Genomic DNA, 17,190 nt, shown 5'->3' with positions numbered 1-17,190 from the left:
CCGATCAAGGGCAACCCTTGGCCCGGCGCTGATGGTCGTCGTCGTATTTTTCCAGGCCGTCCGGACCGAGGCGCTTGTTGATCACCGGCACGGTCTCGGCCTGCCATTCGGACTGGTAGCAGCCGCCCTTTTCGGCGGCAGGCTGGTCGGGAGCGGACTCGGGCGTGCCGGAGCAGGCGCCCAGCGCGGCGGTCATGAGCATCAGTGACAGTCGCTTGATCATCGGTTCGCTCCCTTTGCCAGGCCCCGGCGACTCAGGCCTTGGCCCGCTGTTCCAGCACTTCGACCGCCGGCAGGATCTTGCCCTCGACGAATTCGAGGAACGCACCGCCACCGGTAGAAATGTAGGAGATATCAGCTGCCACGCCATATTTGTCGATGGCTGCCAGGGTGTCGCCGCCGCCAGCGATGGAGAACGCGGCGCTGTCGGCGATGGCCTTGGCCAGGGTCTTGGTGCCGTTGCCGAACTGGTCGAACTCGAACACGCCGACCGGGCCGTTCCACAGGATGGTCTTCGACGACTTCAGCAGCTCGGCGAACTGCTCGGCGGTTTTCGGGCCGATGTCGAGGATCATGTCGTCGTCGGCCACGTCGGCCACCGACTTGACGGTGGCTTCGGCGTCTTCGGCGAAGGCCTTGGCCACCACCACGTCAACCGGCAGCGGCACGTTGACCTTGGCAGCGATGGCCTTGGCGGTTTCGACCAGATCGGCTTCGTACAGCGACTTGCCGACCTTGTGGCCAGCAGCGGCGAGGAAGGTGTTGGCGATGCCGCCACCGACGATCAGCAGGTCGCAGATCTGGCTCAGGCTGTTCAGCACGTCCAGCTTGGTCGACACCTTGGAACCGGCGACGATGGCCGCCATCGGCTTGGCCGGGGCCTTCAGGGCCTTGCCCAGGGCATCCAGCTCGGCAGCCAGCAGCGGGCCGGCAGCGGCGACCTTGGCGAACTTGGCAACACCGTGGGTCGAGCCCTCGGCGCGGTGGGCGGTGCCGAAAGCGTCCATGACGAACACGTCGCACAGCGCGGCGTATTTCTGCGCCAGCTCGTCGGCGTTCTTCTTCTCGCCCTTGTTGAAGCGCACGTTCTCGAACAGCACGATGTCACCGGCCTTGACCTCGACGCCGTCCAAATAGTCGGCGACCAGCGGCACTTCGCGGCCCAGGGCCTTGCTCAGGTAGTCGGCGACCGGCTTCAGGCTGTTCTCGGCAGAGAACTCGCCCTCGGTCGGACGGCCCAGGTGCGAGCAGACCATCAGCGCCGCGCCCTTCTCCAGGGCCAGCTTGATGGTCGGCAGCGAAGCGAGGATGCGCGCGTCGCTGGCAACCACACCGTCCTTCACAGGGACGTTGAGGTCTTCGCGGATCAGTACGCGCTTACCTTGCAGGTCGAGGTCGGTCATCTTCAAAACGGTCATGAATGCAGTCCTTCAGGGCTGTTTGCTGGTGGTGCGTTGGTGGTTGTCGACGACGCGCAGAAAATGATCTGCGACGTCGAGCATGCGGTTGGCAAAGCCCCATTCGTTGTCGAACCAGGCCAGCAGGTTCACCAGACGGGGGCCGGAAACACGGGTCTGACTGGCATCGACGATGGCCGAATGCGGGTCATGGTTGAAATCGCAACTGGCGTGAGGCAGTTCGGTGTAGGCCAGCAGCCCTTGCAGCGGCCCGCTCAAGGCGGCCTCCCGCAGCACCTGGTTGACCTCGGCGGCCGTGGTGTCGCGGGTGGTCTGCAGGGTGATGTCCAGGCACGACACGTTTACCGTCGGCACCCGCACGGCTTTGGCCTGGATTCGCCCGACAAGTTCCGGAAGCAGGCGCTCGATGCCGCGGGCAAGGCCGGTGGACACCGGAATCACCGACTGGAAGGCCGAACGCGTGCGGCGCAGGTCTTCGTGGTGATAGGCGTCGATCACCGGCTGGTCGTTCATCGCCGAGTGGATGGTGGTGATCGACACGTACTCGATGCCGAACGCCTGGTCCAGCACGCGCAGCAGCGGCACGCCGCAGTTGGTGGTGCAGGAAGCGTTGGAGACCAGGGTCTCGGCGCCGCTCAGGCAGTCCTGATTGATGCCGTAGACCACCGTGGCATCGACATCGGCTTCACTGGCCATGGGTTGCGAGAACAGTACCCGCGGCGCGCCGGCGTCGAGAAAACGCTGGCCATCGGCGCGGGTGTTGTAGGCCCCGGAGCATTCCAGCACCAGGTCGACGTCCAGCGCCGCCCAGTCGATGCCCTCGGGAGTGGCACTGCGCAGGACCTTCACGCAGTCGCCATTGATATGCAGACAGTCGCCGTCGACCTTCACTTCGCCGGGAAAACGCCCGTGGGTGGAGTCGAAGCGCGTCAGGTATTCGAGACTGGCCTGGTCGGCCAGATCGTTCAATGCAACGATCTCGAAGCCTGCCTTCGCCCCCCGCTCGACAAGTGCGCGCAAGACGCAACGACCGATACGGCCATAACCATTGAGTGCAACTCTGTAGGGACGCGGTTGGGGCATTGGCAGCTCACGGAGCAGATCTATCGGCACAAACCGCGGGATTTGTGTCGCCTCAATCGCGGGCAAGCCCGCTCCCACAGGGTTTATCGGCCACTGTGGGAGCGGGCTTGCCCGCGATTCCGGGCGACAGCGCCCGCGGATCCTTACATCAGTCTTCCAGCAGTTCTTCGGCGGTGCCCAGGATGTTGTCCAGGGTGAAGCCGAACTCCTCGAACAGCGCGCCGGCCGGAGCCGATTCACCGTAGGTGGTCATGCCGATGATGCGACCTTCGAGGCCGACGTACTTGTACCAGAAGTCAACATGGGCAGCTTCGATGGCGATGCGCGCACCGACTTCCAGCGGCAGTACCGACTGCTTGTAGGCAGCGTCCTGGGCGTCGAACACGCTGGTGCTCGGCATCGATACGACGCGGACCTTGCGGCCCTGCTCGCTGAGCTTGTCGAACGCCTGCACGGCCAGGCCCACTTCGGAACCGGTGGCGATCAGGATCAGCTCAGGCTCGCCGGCGCAGTCCTTGAGGACGTAGCCGCCACGGGCGATATCGGCGATCTGCTGGGCGCTGCGCTCCTGATGCTGCAGGTTCTGACGCGAGAAGATCAGTGCCGAAGGACCGTCCTTGCGCTCCAGGGCGGACTTCCAGGACACGGCCGATTCGACCGCGTCGGCTGGACGCCAGGTGTCCAGGTTCGGCGTGCTGCGCAGGCTGCTCAGTTGCTCGATCGGCTGGTGGGTCGGACCGTCTTCGCCCAGACCGATGGAGTCGTGGGTGTAGACGTGGATCACGCGCTGCTTCATCAGGGCGGACATGCGTACCGCGTTGCGGGCGTATTCCATGAACATCAGGAAGGTCGCGCCGTAAGGCACCAGGCCACCGTGCAGGGCGACGCCGTTCATGATCGCGGTCATGCCGAATTCGCGCACGCCGTAGTACATGTAGTTGCCGTTGGCATCTTCATGGCTGACGCCCTTGCAACCTTTCCACAGGGTCAGGTTGGAACCGGCCAGGTCGGCGGAGCCGCCGAGCAGCTCAGGCAGCAGCGGGCCGAAGGCGTTCAGGGTGTTCTGGCTGGCCTTGCGGCTGGCGATGGTTTCGCCCTTGGCAGCGACTTCCTGGATGTAGGCAGCGGCTTTTTCGGAGAAGTCGGCCGGCAGTTCGCCGTTCAGGCGACGCTTCAGCTCACTGGCCAGCTCAGGGAAGGCGGCGGCGTAGGCATCGAAACGCTGGTTCCACTCGGCTTCGGCCTTGGCACCGGCTTCGCGGGCGTTCCACTCGGCGTAGATATCGGCAGGGATTTCGAACGGACCGTGGTTCCAGTTCAGTTCCTTGCGCGCCAGGGCGATTTCGTCGTTGCCCAGCGGCGCGCCGTGGCAGTCTTCCTTGCCCTGCTTGTTCGGCGAACCGAAGCCGATGATGGTCTTGCAGCAGATCAGGGTCGGCTGCTCGCTCTTGCGTGCGGTCTCGATGGCGGTCTTGATCTCGTCGGCATCGTGGCCGTTGACGTTGCGGATCACCTGCCAGTTGTAGGATTCGAAGCGCTTCGGCGTGTCGTCGGTGAACCAGCCTTCGACTTCACCGTCGATGGAGATGCCGTTGTCGTCGTAGAAGGCGATCAGCTTGCCCAGGCCCAGGGTGCCGGCCAGGGAAGCGACTTCGTGGGAAATGCCTTCCATCATGCAGCCATCGCCGAGGAACACATAGGTGTTGTGGTCGACGACCTTGTGCCCTTCACGGTTGAACTGGGCGCCCAGTACCTTTTCCGCAATGGCGAAGCCGACGGCGTTGGCCAGGCCCTGACCCAGCGGGCCGGTGGTGGTCTCGACGCCCGGGGTGTAGCCGAACTCCGGGTGGCCCGGGGTGCGGCTGTGCAGTTGACGGAAGCTCTTCAGGTCGTCGATCGACAGGTCGTAGCCGGTCAGATGCAGCAGCGAATAGATCAGCATCGAGCCGTGACCGTTGGACAGAACGAAACGGTCGCGGTCGGCGAAGCTCGGGTTGGCCGGGTTGTGCTTGAGGAAGTCACGCCACAGCACCTCGGCGATATCCGCCATGCCCATCGGGGCACCGGGATGGCCGCTGTTGGCTTTTTGCACGGCATCCATGCTCAGTGCACGAATGGCGTTGGCACGCTCACGACGGCTCGGCATCGCTTGTCTCCTGGAAAACTTGAAAAGGAACTGACGGAAAAAAAGGCGGCCATTTTCGCCCAGGCACCCCTCCCGGGGCAATCACGGATGGTCGAACTGGAACGATTTTCCTGCGATTGCCGGGCGATTCCGTGGTTTGACCGACGAAACAGCCGAAAATGCCTGTCGCGTCGGCGCTTTTCCCTCCGCCCATCGCGCAATATCAAAACTTTTTGATATTGGTCTTGCGGGGCCGGTTGGCCCTGACTAGACTGCCGCCCCTATGAACAGCCCCGTAACCGTTCCCGATCAGCAGCAAAGCGAACGCCTGGCCGCCCTGTGCAAGGCCGGCGGCGATCCCCTGCGCCTGAACGTGTTGCGTGCTCTGGCCAACGATTCGTTCGGCGTGCTGGAACTGGCGCAGATCTTCGCCATCGGCCAGTCCGGCATGAGCCACCATCTGAAGGTGCTGGCCCAGGCCGAGCTGGTGGCGACCCGCCGCGAAGGCAACGCGATCTTCTATCGCCGCGCCCTGCCCGACGGCTTCAGCCTCGGCGGCAAGCTGCACGCGGCGCTGCTCGAAGAGGTCGATGGCCTGCCGCTGCCGGGCGAGATGCAGGCGCGGATCGACCAGGTCCAGCAGCGCCGGGCCACCACCCGCCAGGATTTCTTCCTGCGCGTGGAAGAAAAATTCCGCGCCCAGCAGGACCTGATCGCCGGTCTCGCCCAGTACCGCGAAAGCCTCCTGGCGTTGCTCGACAAACTGAGCTTCGAGCCCGGCGCCACGGCCCTGGAGGTCGGTCCCGGCGACGGCGAGTTCCTTCCCGAACTGGCCCGCCGCTTCGCCAGGGTCACCGCGCTGGACAACAGCCCGACCATGCTCGAGCTGGCGCGCCAGGTCTGCCAGCGTGAACGCCTGGCTAACGTAAACCTGCAACTGGCCGATGCCCTCGGTAGTACCGAAGGCCAGGCCGATTGCGTCGTGCTGAACATGGTCCTGCACCACTTCAGCGATCCGGCCGCCGCCCTCGGGCAACTGGCCGACCGCGTCAAACCAGGCGGCAGCCTGTTGCTTACCGAGTTGTGCAGCCACGACCAGGGGTGGGCCCGCGAAGCCTGCGGCGACCTCTGGCTGGGCTTTGAACAGGACGACCTGCTTCGTTGGGCGTGCGCTGCGGGACTGGCTCCCGGAGACAGCCTCTATGTGGGCCTACGTAATGGTTTCCAGCTCCAGGTTCGCCATTTCCAGCGACCGACTGGCAACACTCACCATCAGTAAATTCAGGAACCCGTCGAGATGAGCGAATACTCCCTTTTCACCTCCGAGTCCGTATCTGAAGGGCATCCGGACAAAATCGCCGACCAGATTTCGGACGCGGTGCTGGACGCCATCATCGCGCAAGACAAATACGCCCGCGTGGCCTGCGAAACCCTGGTGAAGACCGGCGTCGCCATCATTGCCGGCGAAGTCACCACCTCGGCCTGGGTCGACCTGGAAGACATCGTCCGCAACGTCATCACCGAGATCGGCTACAACAGCTCCGACGTCGGCTTCGACGGCGCCACCTGTGCCGTCATGAACATCATCGGCAAGCAGTCCGTGGACATCGCCCAGGGCGTCGACCGCAGCAAGCCGGAAGACCAGGGCGCCGGTGACCAGGGCCTGATGTTCGGCTACGCCAGCAACGAAACTGACGTGCTGATGCCAGCACCGATCTGCTTCTCCCACCGCCTGGTCGAGCGCCAGGCCGAAGCGCGCAAGTCCGGCCTGCTGCCATGGCTGCGTCCTGATGCCAAGTCGCAGGTCACCTGCCGCTACGAAGGCGGCAAGGTCGTCGGTATCGATGCGGTCGTGCTGTCGACCCAGCACAATCCCGAGGTCTCGCAGAAAGACCTGCAGGAAGCGGTGATGGAACTGATCGTCAAGCACACCCTGCCAGCCGAGCTGCTGCACAAGGGCACCCAGTTCCACATCAACCCGACCGGCCAGTTCATCATCGGCGGTCCGGTGGGCGACTGCGGCCTGACCGGTCGCAAGATCATCGTCGACAGCTACGGCGGCATGGCCCGTCACGGCGGCGGCGCGTTCTCCGGCAAGGACCCGTCCAAGGTTGACCGTTCGGCCGCCTACGCCGGTCGCTACGTGGCCAAGAACATCGTTGCCGCCGGCCTGGCCGAGCGTTGCGAAATCCAGGTTTCCTACGCCATCGGCGTGGCCCAGCCGACCTCGATCTCGCTGAACACCTTCGGCACCGGCAAGATCTCCGACGACAAGATCATCCAGCTGGTGCGCGAGTGCTTCGACCTGCGTCCGTACGCGATCACCACCATGCTCGACCTGCTGCACCCGATGTACCAGGAAACCGCAGCCTACGGTCACTTCGGCCGTACTCCGCAGCAGAAGACCGTCGGCGACGACACCTTCACCACCTTCACCTGGGAACGTACCGACCGCGTTGACGCCCTGCGCGCCGCCGCCGGCCTGTAACACCCGGTAATCGCTGTACAGAAAGCCCCGGCCAGTGCTCTGGCCGGGGCTTTTTCGTTGCCGGGAAACAAGCCCTGACAAAGCTGAACGGGCCAGCACACGAACACCTTCCTAGGCTGGGGTTTCCCTCCCAAGAGCAAGGACGCTCGCCATGTTCCGGATCATTGCCCTGCTGCTTTTCTGTTTCGCCCCCTACGCTTTCGCCGGCACCTGCCCCGACTGGCCGGAAGAAACCGCCAGCACGCGAATCAGCGAGTTGCAGGAGCGCATCAGCCAGTGGGACACCTACTACCACAGCCTCGGCGAAGCGAAGATCAGCGACGAGTTGTACGACCAATATGTCGCCCGCCTGCACCAGCTGCGCAGCTGTTTTCCCGGCAGCGGCACGGCGCCCGGCAACCCGCTGGCCGGGGCAGCCGGCCCGGTCCTGCATCCCGTGGCCCACACCGGTCTGGAAAAGCTGGCCGATGAAGCAGCTGTCGCCGCCTGGCTGAAAGGCCGCGAGGACGTGTGGATCCAGCCCAAGGTAGACGGGGTGGCTGTGACCCTGATCTACCGGGATGGCCGGCTGGTACAGCTGATCAGTCGCGGCGACGGTGCCCACGGGCATGACTGGAGCCGGCATATTCCCCACTTGCCGGTGGCCTTGCGCGAGTTGAAGGAGTCGCACGACCTGGTGCTGCAAGGCGAGCTGTTCTGGCGCCAGGAAAGCCATGTCCAGGCCGACGCGGGAAGCCTCAACCTGCGCAGCAAGGTAGCCGGCCTGATGGCACGACAGCAGGTCGACGCAGCAGATCTGGCAGCCCTGGACCTGTTTATCTGGGCCTGGCCGGAGGGCCCGCGATCCCCGCGTGAACGCTTTGCCTTGCTCACGGCCTTCGGGCTGCCCAACACCGAGCGCTTCAGCCAGGCCATCGAAGGTTTCGAGGACGCGGCGCACTGGCGCCAGCACTGGTACCGCTCGCCCCTGCCCTTCGCCAGCGACGGCGTGGTCCTGCAACAGGCGCGACGCCCGCCGGCGGAACGCTGGCAGGCTGGGGCATCGCACTGGAGCGCCGCGTGGAAATACCCCTTCGCCCAGGCGCTGGCCGAGGTCCGCGCCGTGGATTTCCGCATCGGGCGGACCGGGCGCATCACGCCAGTCATCCAGTTCGACCCGGTACGCCTCGATGATCGCCAGGTCCGCCAGGTCAGCGCCGGTTCGCTGCAACGCTGGAAGGAACTGGATATCCAGCCGGGAGACCAGATCGTCCTGAGCCTGGCCGGCCTGACCATTCCACGCCTCGACCACGTGGCACAGCGCGGCCCGCGCCTGGCCGTGGTGCAGCCGCCGGCGGCTGAGGCCTATCACGCCTTGAGCTGCTGGCAGCCAACGGTGGAATGCCGGGAACAGTTTCTCGAACGCCTGCAATGGCTGGCCGGCAAGCGCGGCCTGGACATGCCCGGCATAGGCCCGGGCACCTGGCGCAAGCTGCTCGATGCCGGGCGGATGCACGGGCTTGTCGACTGGATTGCCCTGCAACCACAGGATTTGCTCGGCATCGAGGGGGTTGCCGAACGCAGCAGCCAGCAATGGCACAAGGTCTTCCAGCAGGCACGCACGCAACCCTTCGCCCGCTGGATCCGCGCTCTCGGCATACCGGCGCCGAGGCAACTGGAACTGGGCGATTCCTGGGCCGCCCTGGCCGCGCGGGACGCAGCGCAATGGCAACGTGAGCCGGGCGTGGGGCCATCCCGGGCGAGCCAACTGGTGGCGTTCTTCCAGCATCCACAGGTCAGGAGCCTTGCCGCTCGTCTGCATGAAGAGGCAATCGAGGGTTTCTAAATCGCGCCGATCAGGGCAGCATCAGCAGTTCTGCTTGCCCGACAACGGAGCTTTTCATGAAATCGACTTCTCCACTGGCCCTGTTTGCCCTCTGCGCCGTACTGGCCGCGCCCGCCCTGGCCGTCGAGGAACAACCCGGCCTGACCGGTTGCGCCGCCAAACGGCAGAGCATCAGCGACCAGATCGAACAGGCCCGCCTGCACGGCAACGCCGACCAGCAGGCCGGTCTGGAAAAGGCCCTGAGCGAAGTGCAGGCCAACTGCACCGACGCCGGGCTGCGCAAGGAACGGGAACAGAAGGTGCTGGATGCCCGCCATGAAGTGGCGCAGCGCAAGAAGGACCTGGACAAGGCCATGAAAAAAGGCGACGCGGAGAAGATCAACAAGCGCAAGGACAAGCTGGCCGAGGCGAACAAGGAGCTTCAGGCAGCGGTGGAAGAGCTGGAGAAATAAGCTGGATTCGGGACCGCAACGCGGTCCCGAAACATCAATGGTTACGAAATTCCGTATGGCAGGCTTTGCAGGCCGCTTCCACCTTGTCCATCGGCCCTTGCAGCGCCGCAGCCTGCAAAGGCTGGGCCCTGGTCACCCCGACCAGCTCTCCCGTAGCCCCTTCCAGCTGTCTTGCCAGCTCCTGGAAGCGCGCCTGTTTCTCCCAGACATCCGCCCGCGCGCTGGTATCATCCGTCTCCTTGACCTGTGGGAAGTGTTTCCACGGCTCGTGAGACAACGCGTCGAGCTTCACTGCCCCATCGGCGAATTTCTGTCCGTCGAACGCCAGCCGCCCACGCAACATGCCGCCCATGTCCTCGCTGGTCTTGAGCATCTGCTTGAAGATGGCCTTGCGCTGGCCCAGCGGCGAGTTCGGGTCGACACCGCCGCAGGCGGTCAGGGTCAGGCAAGCCAGGAGTACGACGGAACAACGTTTGAGCATCATGGTCATCGGCTAACGGGAAAAAAGGCGGCCAGTATCCTCGCCTGACCGGCAAAGACCAATACCCTCAAGAAAACTAAGGGTTGTTCGTGGACAGTCATCCCCCACGCCAACCGCCAAGGAAATACCCGCATGAAACTTCCCCTGCGCCGCCTCGGCTGGACCTTCTCGCTGTTCGCCCTGCTCGCCGGCTGCAACGGCAGTGCCCCGGAAATAACCAAGCCGCACCCCATCGCCACCTACACCCACGCCACCTGGAAAGACCTGCCGACCGTCAGTGACAGCGACCTGGTGGCCGGCTTCGAGTCCTGGCGCAACGCCTGCGAACGCCTCAAGCGCGACCCGGTCTGGGCCGACACCTGCGCCGCGGCGGCCGCAGTGCCTGCGGACGCCCGCCAGATCGGCGAATTCCTCGGTGCCCGGCTGGAGGTCTACAGCCTGCGCAATGCGGACAACAACGCCACCGGGCTGATCACCGGTTATTACGAGCCGGTGTATCCGGGCAGCCAGACCCGCACCGAGCAAGCCCATGTGCCGGTGTACGGCATCCCCGACGACCTGGTGGTGGTGGATCTGGACAGCATCTACCCCGAACTCAAGGGCAAGCGCCTGCGCGGGCGTCTTGAAGGCCGCGTGCTCAAGCCCTACGACACTGCCGAGGTGATCCAGCGCCAGGGCGTCAAGGCGCCGGTGGTGGCCTGGCTGACCGATCCGATGGACCTGCAGTTCCTGCAGATCCAGGGCTCGGGCCGGGTCCAGCTGGACAATGGCCGGCAACTGCGCCTCGGCTATGCCGACCAGAACGGCCACCCGTACCGCCCGATCGGGCGCTGGCTGGTGGAACAGGGCCAGTTGAAGAAAGAAGAGGTGACCATGGGCGCCATCCACGCCTGGGCCCAGGCCAATCCGGCGCGGGTACCCGAGCTGCTGGCGAGCAATCCGAGCTATGTGTTCTTCGGCGCCCGCCCGGACAGCAACGAGGGCCCGCGCGGCTCGCTGAACGTACCGCTGACCGCCGGCTACAGCGTGGCGATCGACCGCAAGGTGATTCCACTGGGCAGCCTGCTGTGGCTGTCCACTACCCGTCCGGACGGCAGCCCGGTGGTGCGGCCGGTGGCGGCGCAGGATACCGGTGGGGCGATCACCGGCGAGGTGCGGGCGGATCTGTTCTGGGGTACTGGTGAAGCGGCGGGCAAGTTGGCCGGGGATATGAAGCAGGCGGGGCAGATCTGGTTGTTGTGGCCCAAGGGTGCTGCGTTGCCTGCGGTGCCGCAGACAGAAGCCAAATAAGCGGTTGTTTTCCAGGGCCTCATCGCCGGCAACGCCGGCTCCCACAGGTCTCGCGTACATCACAAAACCTGTGGGAGCCGGCGTTGCCGGCGATGGGGCCCTCAAGTCAGACCGAAGCCACGAAGAACCCGATGATCAGTCCGACGCCCGTGAACCACACCAGCGAGCGCAACGCCGCCCAGTCCGCCAGGTAGCAAATGATGTAGAGCAGCCGGGTGGTGATGAACAGCACCGCCAGCACATCCTGGGTCACCTGTTCGGCGTTGCCGACGATATCGGCGATGATCACCGCCGCGATAAACGCCGGGAGAATCTCGAAACTGTTCAACTGCGCCGCATTGGCGCGTTTCGGCAAGCCTTCCAGCCCGGCCATGAACGTCCGCGGATCGTGATTGTCACGCAAGTTGAAGCCACTACTGGCCTTGGCGATGATCGTGCACGCGTATGGCAGCAGCAGGGCGATCAGTACACACCAGAAAGCGACGGTCATGGGTTCGGGTCCTTCTCGAAGTTGGAAATCGTCATGGTCAGAGCTTCATCACCAGCATGCCGACCAGCACCAGCGCACAGGCTAAGAGCCTTGGGCCGCCAAAAGGTTCTTTGAGGTAGCGCATGCCCATCAGCACCACGAGGATCACGCTGACCTCGCGCAGCGCCGCCGCCTCCGCCACCGAGCCCAGGTGCATGGCCCAGAGCACCAAAGCGTAGCTGAGCAATACGCAGACACCGACCGTCAGGCCCAGCTTCCATTGCGTGCGCCAGAACAGCGTGAACGGCTGGCGACGCGCCACACCCGCCAGCAAGGGAAACGGCAGGGAGCAGACAAGGGTCAGCCACACCAGGTAATCCAGCGGCTGCGCCCAGCGACGGATCGCCTGGCCGTCGAGCCAGGTGTAGCAGCCGATGCACAGCCCGATCAGCGCCACCACCGGCAACATGCTCCACGGCAGGCGATCGCCACCGCCCCCGCGCCAGAGCAGGCAGGCCATGCCACAAGGGATCAGCAGGATGCCGATGATCTGCTGGCTGCTCAGGTCCTCGCCGGCGAACACCAGGGTCAGCGCCAGCACCACCAGCGGCGACAGGCCGCGCATCAACGGGTAGACCAGACCGAGGTCGCCGACCCGGTAAGCCTGGATCAGCAGGACGCGATAGAGCAGCTCGAAGAACGCCGAAGCCACCAGCCAGGGCCAGATCTCGGCCGGTGGCGGCTCGACGAAGCCCACCATGACCAGGGCGAACAGCAACGCCACACTGTCCATGCTGGCAATCATCAGCAGGCGCTCGCCACTGAACTTGACCAGGGTGTTCCAGGTTGCATGCAACAGTGCCGCGACGAGCACCAGGGAGGTCGCTACCACGTCTCGATTCCTTCGCCATCCACGTGCGCCAGAGGGCGGAGTTTCAACCAGCCGCAACAAAAGGGCCAGCTCGCTGTCAATCGCGACATTGAAAAAAACTGTGTCCCGAAGCGGTCAAAAGGCCATCAAACCTTGTGCCCGTCTTGCACGGGCACCGACTTGGAAGCCGCTACAGGAATCAGGATGCTCGAATTAGTTGCCGCGTTTATCTGCCTCACCACCCTCCTCACCTACGTGAACTACCGCTTCATCGGCCTGCCACCGGCCATCGGTGTGATGGTCACTGCCCTGCTGTTCTCCCTGATGCTCCAGGGCCTGAGCCTGATCGGCTTCCCCGGCCTGGAAGAGCGGGTCGAAGGCCTGATGAACCAGATCGATTTCAACGACCTGCTGATGCACTGGATGCTGTCGTTCCTGCTGTTCGCCGGCGCCCTGCACGTCAACCTCGCCGACCTGCGCAGCTACCGCTGGCCGATCGGCCTGCTGGCCACCTTCGGCGTGCTGATCGCCACCGTGGTGATCGGCTTTATCGCCCACTGGGTGTTCTCGCTGTTTGGCTGGCATGTCAGCTTGATCTACTGCCTGCTGTTCGGCGCACTGATTTCGCCGACCGACCCGATCGCGGTGCTCGGCGCCCTGCGTACCGCCAATGCCTCGAAGCCGCTGAAGACCACCATCGTCGGTGAGTCGCTGTTCAACGACGGCACGGCGGTCGTGGTGTTCACCGTCCTGCTTGGCATCATCCAGCTCGGCGAAACCCCGAGCGTTTCCGACACCGCCATCCTGTTCGCCCGCGAGGCGATCGGCGGGGTGATCTTCGGCGGCCTGATCGGCTATGCCACCTACCGCATGATCAAGAGCATCGAGCAGTACCAGGTGGAGGTCATGCTGACCCTGGCGCTGGTCATCGGCGGTTCGGCGATGTGTTACGAGCTGCATGTGTCGGCGCCGATCGCCATGGTCGTGGCCGGTCTGATCATCGGCAACCTGGGGCGCAACCTGGCGATGAACGACATGACCCGTCGCTACATGGACGGTTTCTGGGAACTGATCGACGACATGCTCAATGCCTTGCTGTTCGCCCTGATCGGCCTGGAACTGTTGCTGCTGCCGTTCAACTGGCTGCACCTGGCGGCCGGCGGCGTGCTGGCGCTGGCGGTGCTGGCTTCGCGGCTGCTCACCGTGGCCCCGGCGATCCTCCTGCTGCGGCGCTGGCGCAGCGTGCCGAAGGGCACCGTGCGGGTTCTGACCTGGGGTGGCTTGCGTGGGGGTGTTTCGGTGGCCCTGGCGCTGTCGCTGCCGGTGGGAGAGGAACGTGACCTGCTGCTGTCGATCACCTACATCGTGGTGCTGTCGTCGATCCTGGTGCAGGGGCTGACGGTGGGGCGGGTGGTGAAGGGGGTCAGCGAGCAGCCCGCTGCCTGACAGGCCGCTATCGCCGGCAATCGGATCGCCGCCCGGCCGGCTCCCACAAGGTTCAGCGGTGTACGCGATACCTGTGGGAGCCGGCGTTGCCGGCGATAGGGCCCTCATGGTCACTCGACAGCGCTATCCGGGAACTGGTCCTGGATGTACTTGATCTCGGTGCGCCCGTGCGCTGCCGGCTGGCCATCTTCGCCCAGGTTGACGAAGACCATGCGCTCGACGGTGAGCACGGCCTTGCGGGTGATCTTGTTGCGCACTTCACACTTGAGGGTGATGGAGGTGCGACCGAACTCGGTGGCAGTGATGCCCAGTTCGATGATGTCGCCCTGGCGCGAGGCGCTGACGAAGTTGATCTCGGAAATGTACTTGGTCACCACACGCTGGTTGCCCAGCTGGACGATCGCGTAGATCGCCGCCTCCTCGTCGATCCAGCGCAGCAGGCTGCCGCCGAACAGGGTGCCGTTGGGGTTGAGGTCTTCGGGTTTTACCCACTTGCGGGTGTGGAAATTCATGCGTGCTCCTACCGGCCTGGCATGTCAAGGAAGGGCCACCGGGGCCCTGCCAGTACATGTTAGCTGCATTTGTAACAAGGCTGACCATGGCGTTTGTACGACCATTCGCCAGTCGGAGATCGCCGCCCGCGCTTTTGTCCTTGGGCCGACACAAAAGCCCGGCTATAATCCCCGCGTTTTTATCCGGCGATGACCCCCAGCGGTCGTCGCTCCCGCCACCCGGCCGAGGGGCGCTGCAGCAGGTTCGATCCTGTCAGGCTCGGCAGGGGCGTTGTCCGCAGGCAATAGCGCGGACGCTCAACGCACAACGGCGCCCATTCGCACACTACGAATGGAGGCTCTCAATGAGCGCTGTAAACACGCCTGCAGGTTTTACCGATTTCAAAGTCGCCGATATCTCCCTGGCCGATTGGGGCCGCAAGGAAGTCATCATCGCCGAGTCGGAAATGCCTGCGCTGATGGGCCTGCGCCGCAAGTACCAGGATGAGCAGCCGCTGAAAGGCGCGAAAATCCTCGGCTGCATCCACATGACCATCCAGACCGCCGTGCTGATCGAAACCCTGGTTGCCCTGGGTGCCGAGGTTCGCTGGTCGTCCTGCAACATCTTCTCCACCCAGGACCAGGCCGCCGCCGCCATCGCCGCCGCCGGTATCCCGGTGTTCGCCTGGAAAGGTGAAACCGAGCAGGAATACGAGTGGTGCATCGAGCAGACCATCCTCAAGGACGGTCAGCCATGGGACGCCAACATGGTCCTCGACGACGGCGGTGACCTGACCGAAATCCTGCACAAGAAATACCCGGCGATGCTGGACAAGATCCACGGCGTCACCGAAGAAACCACCACCGGCGTGCACCGCCTGCTGGACATGCTGGCCAAGGGCGAGCTGAAGATCCCGGCGATCAACGTCAACGACTCGGTCACCAAGAGCAAGAACGACAACAAGTACGGCTGCCGTCACAGCCTGAACGATGCCATCAAGCGTGGTACCGACCACCTGCTGTCGGGCAAGCAGGCCCTGGTGATCGGCTACGGTGACGTGGGCAAGGGCTCGGCCCAGTCGCTGCGTCAGGAAGGCATGATCGTCAAGGTCACCGAAGTCGACCCGATCTGCGCCATGCAGGCCTGCATGGACGGTTTCGAAGTGGTTTCGCCGTTCAAGGACGGTATCAACGACGGTACCGAAGCCAGCATCGACGCGGCCCTGCTGGGCAAGATCGACCTGATCGTCACCACCACCGGCAACGTCAACGTCTGCGACGCCAACATGCTGAAAGCGCTGAAAAAACGCGCCGTGGTCTGCAACATCGGTCACTTCGACAACGAGATCGACACCGCCTTCATGCGCAAGAACTGGGCATGGGAAGAGGTCAAGCCGCAGGTACACAAGATCCACCGTACCGGCCACGGCGACTTCGATCCGCAGAACGATGACTACCTGATCCTGCTGGCCGAAGGCCGCCTGGTGAACCTGGGCAACGCCACCGGTCACCCAAGCCGGATCATGGACGGCTCGTTCGCCAACCAGGTGCTGGCACAGATCTTCCTGTACGCACAGAAGTTCGCCAACCTGAGCGCCGAGCAGAAGGCCGAGCGCCTGACCGTCGAAGTACTGCCGAAGAAGCTCGACGAAGAAGTGGCCCTGGAAATGGTCCGCGGCTTCGGCGGCGTGATCACCCAACTGACGCCGAAGCAGGCCGAGTACATCGGCGTGGCTGTCGAAGGTCCGTTCAAGCCGCACGCCTATCGCTACTGATAAGCCAGCGACCGCAGCCGCCGGCAGGTACCGTTTTTACGGGGCCTGCCGGCGCTTTGCGGTGTGCAATCCGACGCTGAAGGAACCTTCGAAATGACTCAGGAACGCCGTTACAGCTTCGAGTTCTTCCCGACCAAGACCGACGCTGGACATGAAAAACTGCTTGCCACCGCTCGCACGCTGGCCGGCTACAACCCGGATTTCTTCTCCTGCACCTACGGGGCCGGCGGTTCGACCCGCGACCGCACCCTGAACACCGTGCTGCAGCTGGAAAGCGAAGTGAAAGTCCCTGCCGCGCCGCACCTGTCCTGCGTCGGCGACAGCAAGGCCGAGCTGCGCACGCTGCTGGCCCAGTACAAGGCTGCCGGCATCAAGCGCATCGTCGCCCTGCGTGGTGACCTGCCATCGGGCATGGGCATGGCCAGCGGCGAGCTGCGCTACGCCAACGAGCTGGTGGAGTTCATCCGCGAGGAAACCGCCGACCAGTTCCATATCGAAATCGCCGCCTACCCGGAGATGCATCCGCAGGCACGCAACTTCGAGGACGACCTGGCGAACTTCGTGCGCAAGGCCAACGCCGGCGCCGACAGCGCCATCACCCAGTACTTCTTCAACGCCGAAAGCTACTTCTACTTCGTCGAGCGCGTGCAGAAGCTGGGCGTGAAGATCCCGGTGGTACCGGGGATCATGCCGATCACCAACTACAGCAAGCTGGCGCGCTTCTCCGACGCCTGCGGCGCCGAGATCCCGCGCTGGATCCGCAAGCAGCTGGAAGCCTATGGCGATGATGTCAAGAGCATCCAGGCCTTCGGTGAAGAAGTCATCACCCAGATGTGCGAGCAACTGCTGCAAGGCGGCGCACCGGGCCTGCACTTCTACACCCTGAACCAGGCCGAACCTAGCCTGGCGATCTGGAACAACCTCAAGCTGCCACGTTGATCCAGATGGCGATGGTGTCCGCGCGTTGTGGCACCAT

16 protein-coding genes and 1 riboswitch are annotated in these 17,190 nt (G+C 64.2%); of the genes, 8 read left to right on the top strand and 8 right to left on the bottom strand.

What is annotated here, in order from left to right; all coding sequences use genetic code 11:
- Nucleotides 1-4 precede the first annotated feature (4 nt).
- The 4 genes from ACODSK_RS04485 to tkt form a co-directional block, all read right to left on the bottom strand.
- Complete coding sequence (locus tag ACODSK_RS04485; RefSeq protein WP_489014150.1) at nucleotides 5-223, bottom strand: hypothetical protein; 219 nt, start codon at nucleotides 221-223, stop codon at nucleotides 5-7.
- A gap of 31 nt (nucleotides 224-254) precedes the next feature.
- Nucleotides 255-1,418, bottom strand: coding sequence for a phosphoglycerate kinase (locus ACODSK_RS04480; protein WP_489014149.1), 1,164 nt, complete (start codon nucleotides 1,416-1,418; stop codon nucleotides 255-257).
- Nucleotides 1,419-1,430: 12 nt separating this feature from the next.
- Complete coding sequence (epd, locus tag ACODSK_RS04475) at nucleotides 1,431-2,501, bottom strand: erythrose-4-phosphate dehydrogenase (protein ID WP_489014148.1); 1,071 nt, start codon at nucleotides 2,499-2,501, stop codon at nucleotides 1,431-1,433.
- Between the two features lie 148 nt (nucleotides 2,502-2,649).
- Nucleotides 2,650-4,647 carry a transketolase gene (gene tkt / locus ACODSK_RS04470; protein ID WP_489014147.1) on the bottom strand — a complete coding sequence of 666 codons (1,998 nt, stop codon included), beginning with the start codon at nucleotides 4,645-4,647 and terminating at the stop codon, nucleotides 2,650-2,652.
- A 262-nt stretch (nucleotides 4,648-4,909) separates the two neighbouring features.
- Here tkt and ACODSK_RS04465 point away from each other — a divergent pair, with 262 nt between their 5' ends.
- From ACODSK_RS04465 to ACODSK_RS04450, 4 genes are all read left to right on the top strand, one after another.
- The gene (locus tag ACODSK_RS04465; RefSeq protein ID WP_489014146.1) at nucleotides 4,910-5,905 is read left to right on the top strand and encodes an ArsR/SmtB family transcription factor; all 996 of its coding nucleotides are present in this window, start codon (nucleotides 4,910-4,912) and stop codon (nucleotides 5,903-5,905) included.
- 18 nt (nucleotides 5,906-5,923) lie between these two features.
- Nucleotides 5,924-7,114, top strand: a complete 1,191-nt coding sequence (gene metK / locus ACODSK_RS04460; protein ID WP_476745622.1) for a methionine adenosyltransferase — start codon at nucleotides 5,924-5,926, stop codon at nucleotides 7,112-7,114.
- Nucleotides 7,115-7,265: 151 nt separating this feature from the next.
- Nucleotides 7,266-8,939 carry an NAD-dependent DNA ligase LigB gene (gene ligB / locus ACODSK_RS04455; protein WP_489014144.1) on the top strand — a complete coding sequence of 558 codons (1,674 nt, stop codon included), beginning with the start codon at nucleotides 7,266-7,268 and terminating at the stop codon, nucleotides 8,937-8,939.
- 56 nt (nucleotides 8,940-8,995) lie between these two features.
- Nucleotides 8,996-9,391 carry a DUF1090 domain-containing protein gene (locus ACODSK_RS04450; protein WP_489014142.1) on the top strand — a complete coding sequence of 132 codons (396 nt, stop codon included), beginning with the start codon at nucleotides 8,996-8,998 and terminating at the stop codon, nucleotides 9,389-9,391.
- Nucleotides 9,392-9,425: 34 nt separating this feature from the next.
- On the opposite strand, the gene ACODSK_RS04445 is transcribed toward ACODSK_RS04450, so the two are convergent.
- Complete coding sequence (locus ACODSK_RS04445; protein WP_489014141.1) at nucleotides 9,426-9,875, bottom strand: c-type cytochrome; 450 nt, start codon at nucleotides 9,873-9,875, stop codon at nucleotides 9,426-9,428.
- A 129-nt stretch (nucleotides 9,876-10,004) separates the two neighbouring features.
- On the opposite strand from ACODSK_RS04445, the gene mltA reads away from it, so the two are divergent.
- A complete protein-coding gene (gene mltA, locus ACODSK_RS04440; RefSeq protein WP_489014140.1) occupies nucleotides 10,005-11,162 on the top strand; it encodes a murein transglycosylase A in 1,158 nt (385 codons plus the stop codon).
- Between the two features lie 106 nt (nucleotides 11,163-11,268).
- Here the strand turns inward: mltA and ACODSK_RS04435 are convergent, their stop codons facing one another.
- Together ACODSK_RS04435 and ACODSK_RS04430 are read right to left on the bottom strand one after the other, a co-directional pair.
- Nucleotides 11,269-11,652 carry an MAPEG family protein gene (locus tag ACODSK_RS04435; protein ID WP_489014139.1) on the bottom strand — a complete coding sequence of 128 codons (384 nt, stop codon included), beginning with the start codon at nucleotides 11,650-11,652 and terminating at the stop codon, nucleotides 11,269-11,271.
- Nucleotides 11,653-11,689: 37 nt separating this feature from the next.
- A complete protein-coding gene (locus ACODSK_RS04430; protein ID WP_489014138.1) occupies nucleotides 11,690-12,523 on the bottom strand; it encodes an EamA family transporter in 834 nt (277 codons plus the stop codon).
- Between the two features lie 183 nt (nucleotides 12,524-12,706).
- Between ACODSK_RS04430 and ACODSK_RS04425 the strand changes: the two genes are divergently transcribed.
- Nucleotides 12,707-13,948: a cation:proton antiporter gene (locus tag ACODSK_RS04425; protein WP_489014137.1), complete on the top strand. Its 1,242-nt coding sequence runs from the start codon at nucleotides 12,707-12,709 to the stop codon at nucleotides 13,946-13,948.
- 110 nt (nucleotides 13,949-14,058) lie between these two features.
- Here the strand turns inward: ACODSK_RS04425 and ACODSK_RS04420 are convergent, their stop codons facing one another.
- Nucleotides 14,059-14,460 carry an acyl-CoA thioesterase gene (locus tag ACODSK_RS04420; protein ID WP_489014136.1) on the bottom strand — a complete coding sequence of 134 codons (402 nt, stop codon included), beginning with the start codon at nucleotides 14,458-14,460 and terminating at the stop codon, nucleotides 14,059-14,061.
- A gap of 219 nt (nucleotides 14,461-14,679) precedes the next feature.
- Nucleotides 14,680-14,783: riboswitch (S-adenosyl-L-homocysteine riboswitch) on the top strand.
- A 21-nt stretch (nucleotides 14,784-14,804) separates the two neighbouring features.
- On the opposite strand from ACODSK_RS04420, the gene ahcY reads away from it, so the two are divergent.
- Together ahcY and metF are read left to right on the top strand one after the other, a co-directional pair.
- Entirely contained in the window at nucleotides 14,805-16,214 is a 1,410-nt protein-coding gene (gene ahcY, locus ACODSK_RS04415; RefSeq protein WP_489014135.1) for an adenosylhomocysteinase, read from the top strand.
- Between the two features lie 93 nt (nucleotides 16,215-16,307).
- Nucleotides 16,308-17,153 carry a methylenetetrahydrofolate reductase [NAD(P)H] gene (gene metF, locus ACODSK_RS04410; protein WP_489014134.1) on the top strand — a complete coding sequence of 282 codons (846 nt, stop codon included), beginning with the start codon at nucleotides 16,308-16,310 and terminating at the stop codon, nucleotides 17,151-17,153.
- The last annotated feature ends 37 nt before the right edge of the window (nucleotides 17,154-17,190 follow it).

The organism is Pseudomonas sp. FG98 (assembly GCF_057808595.1).
This window is presented reverse-complemented; position numbering and strand designations above follow the sequence as displayed.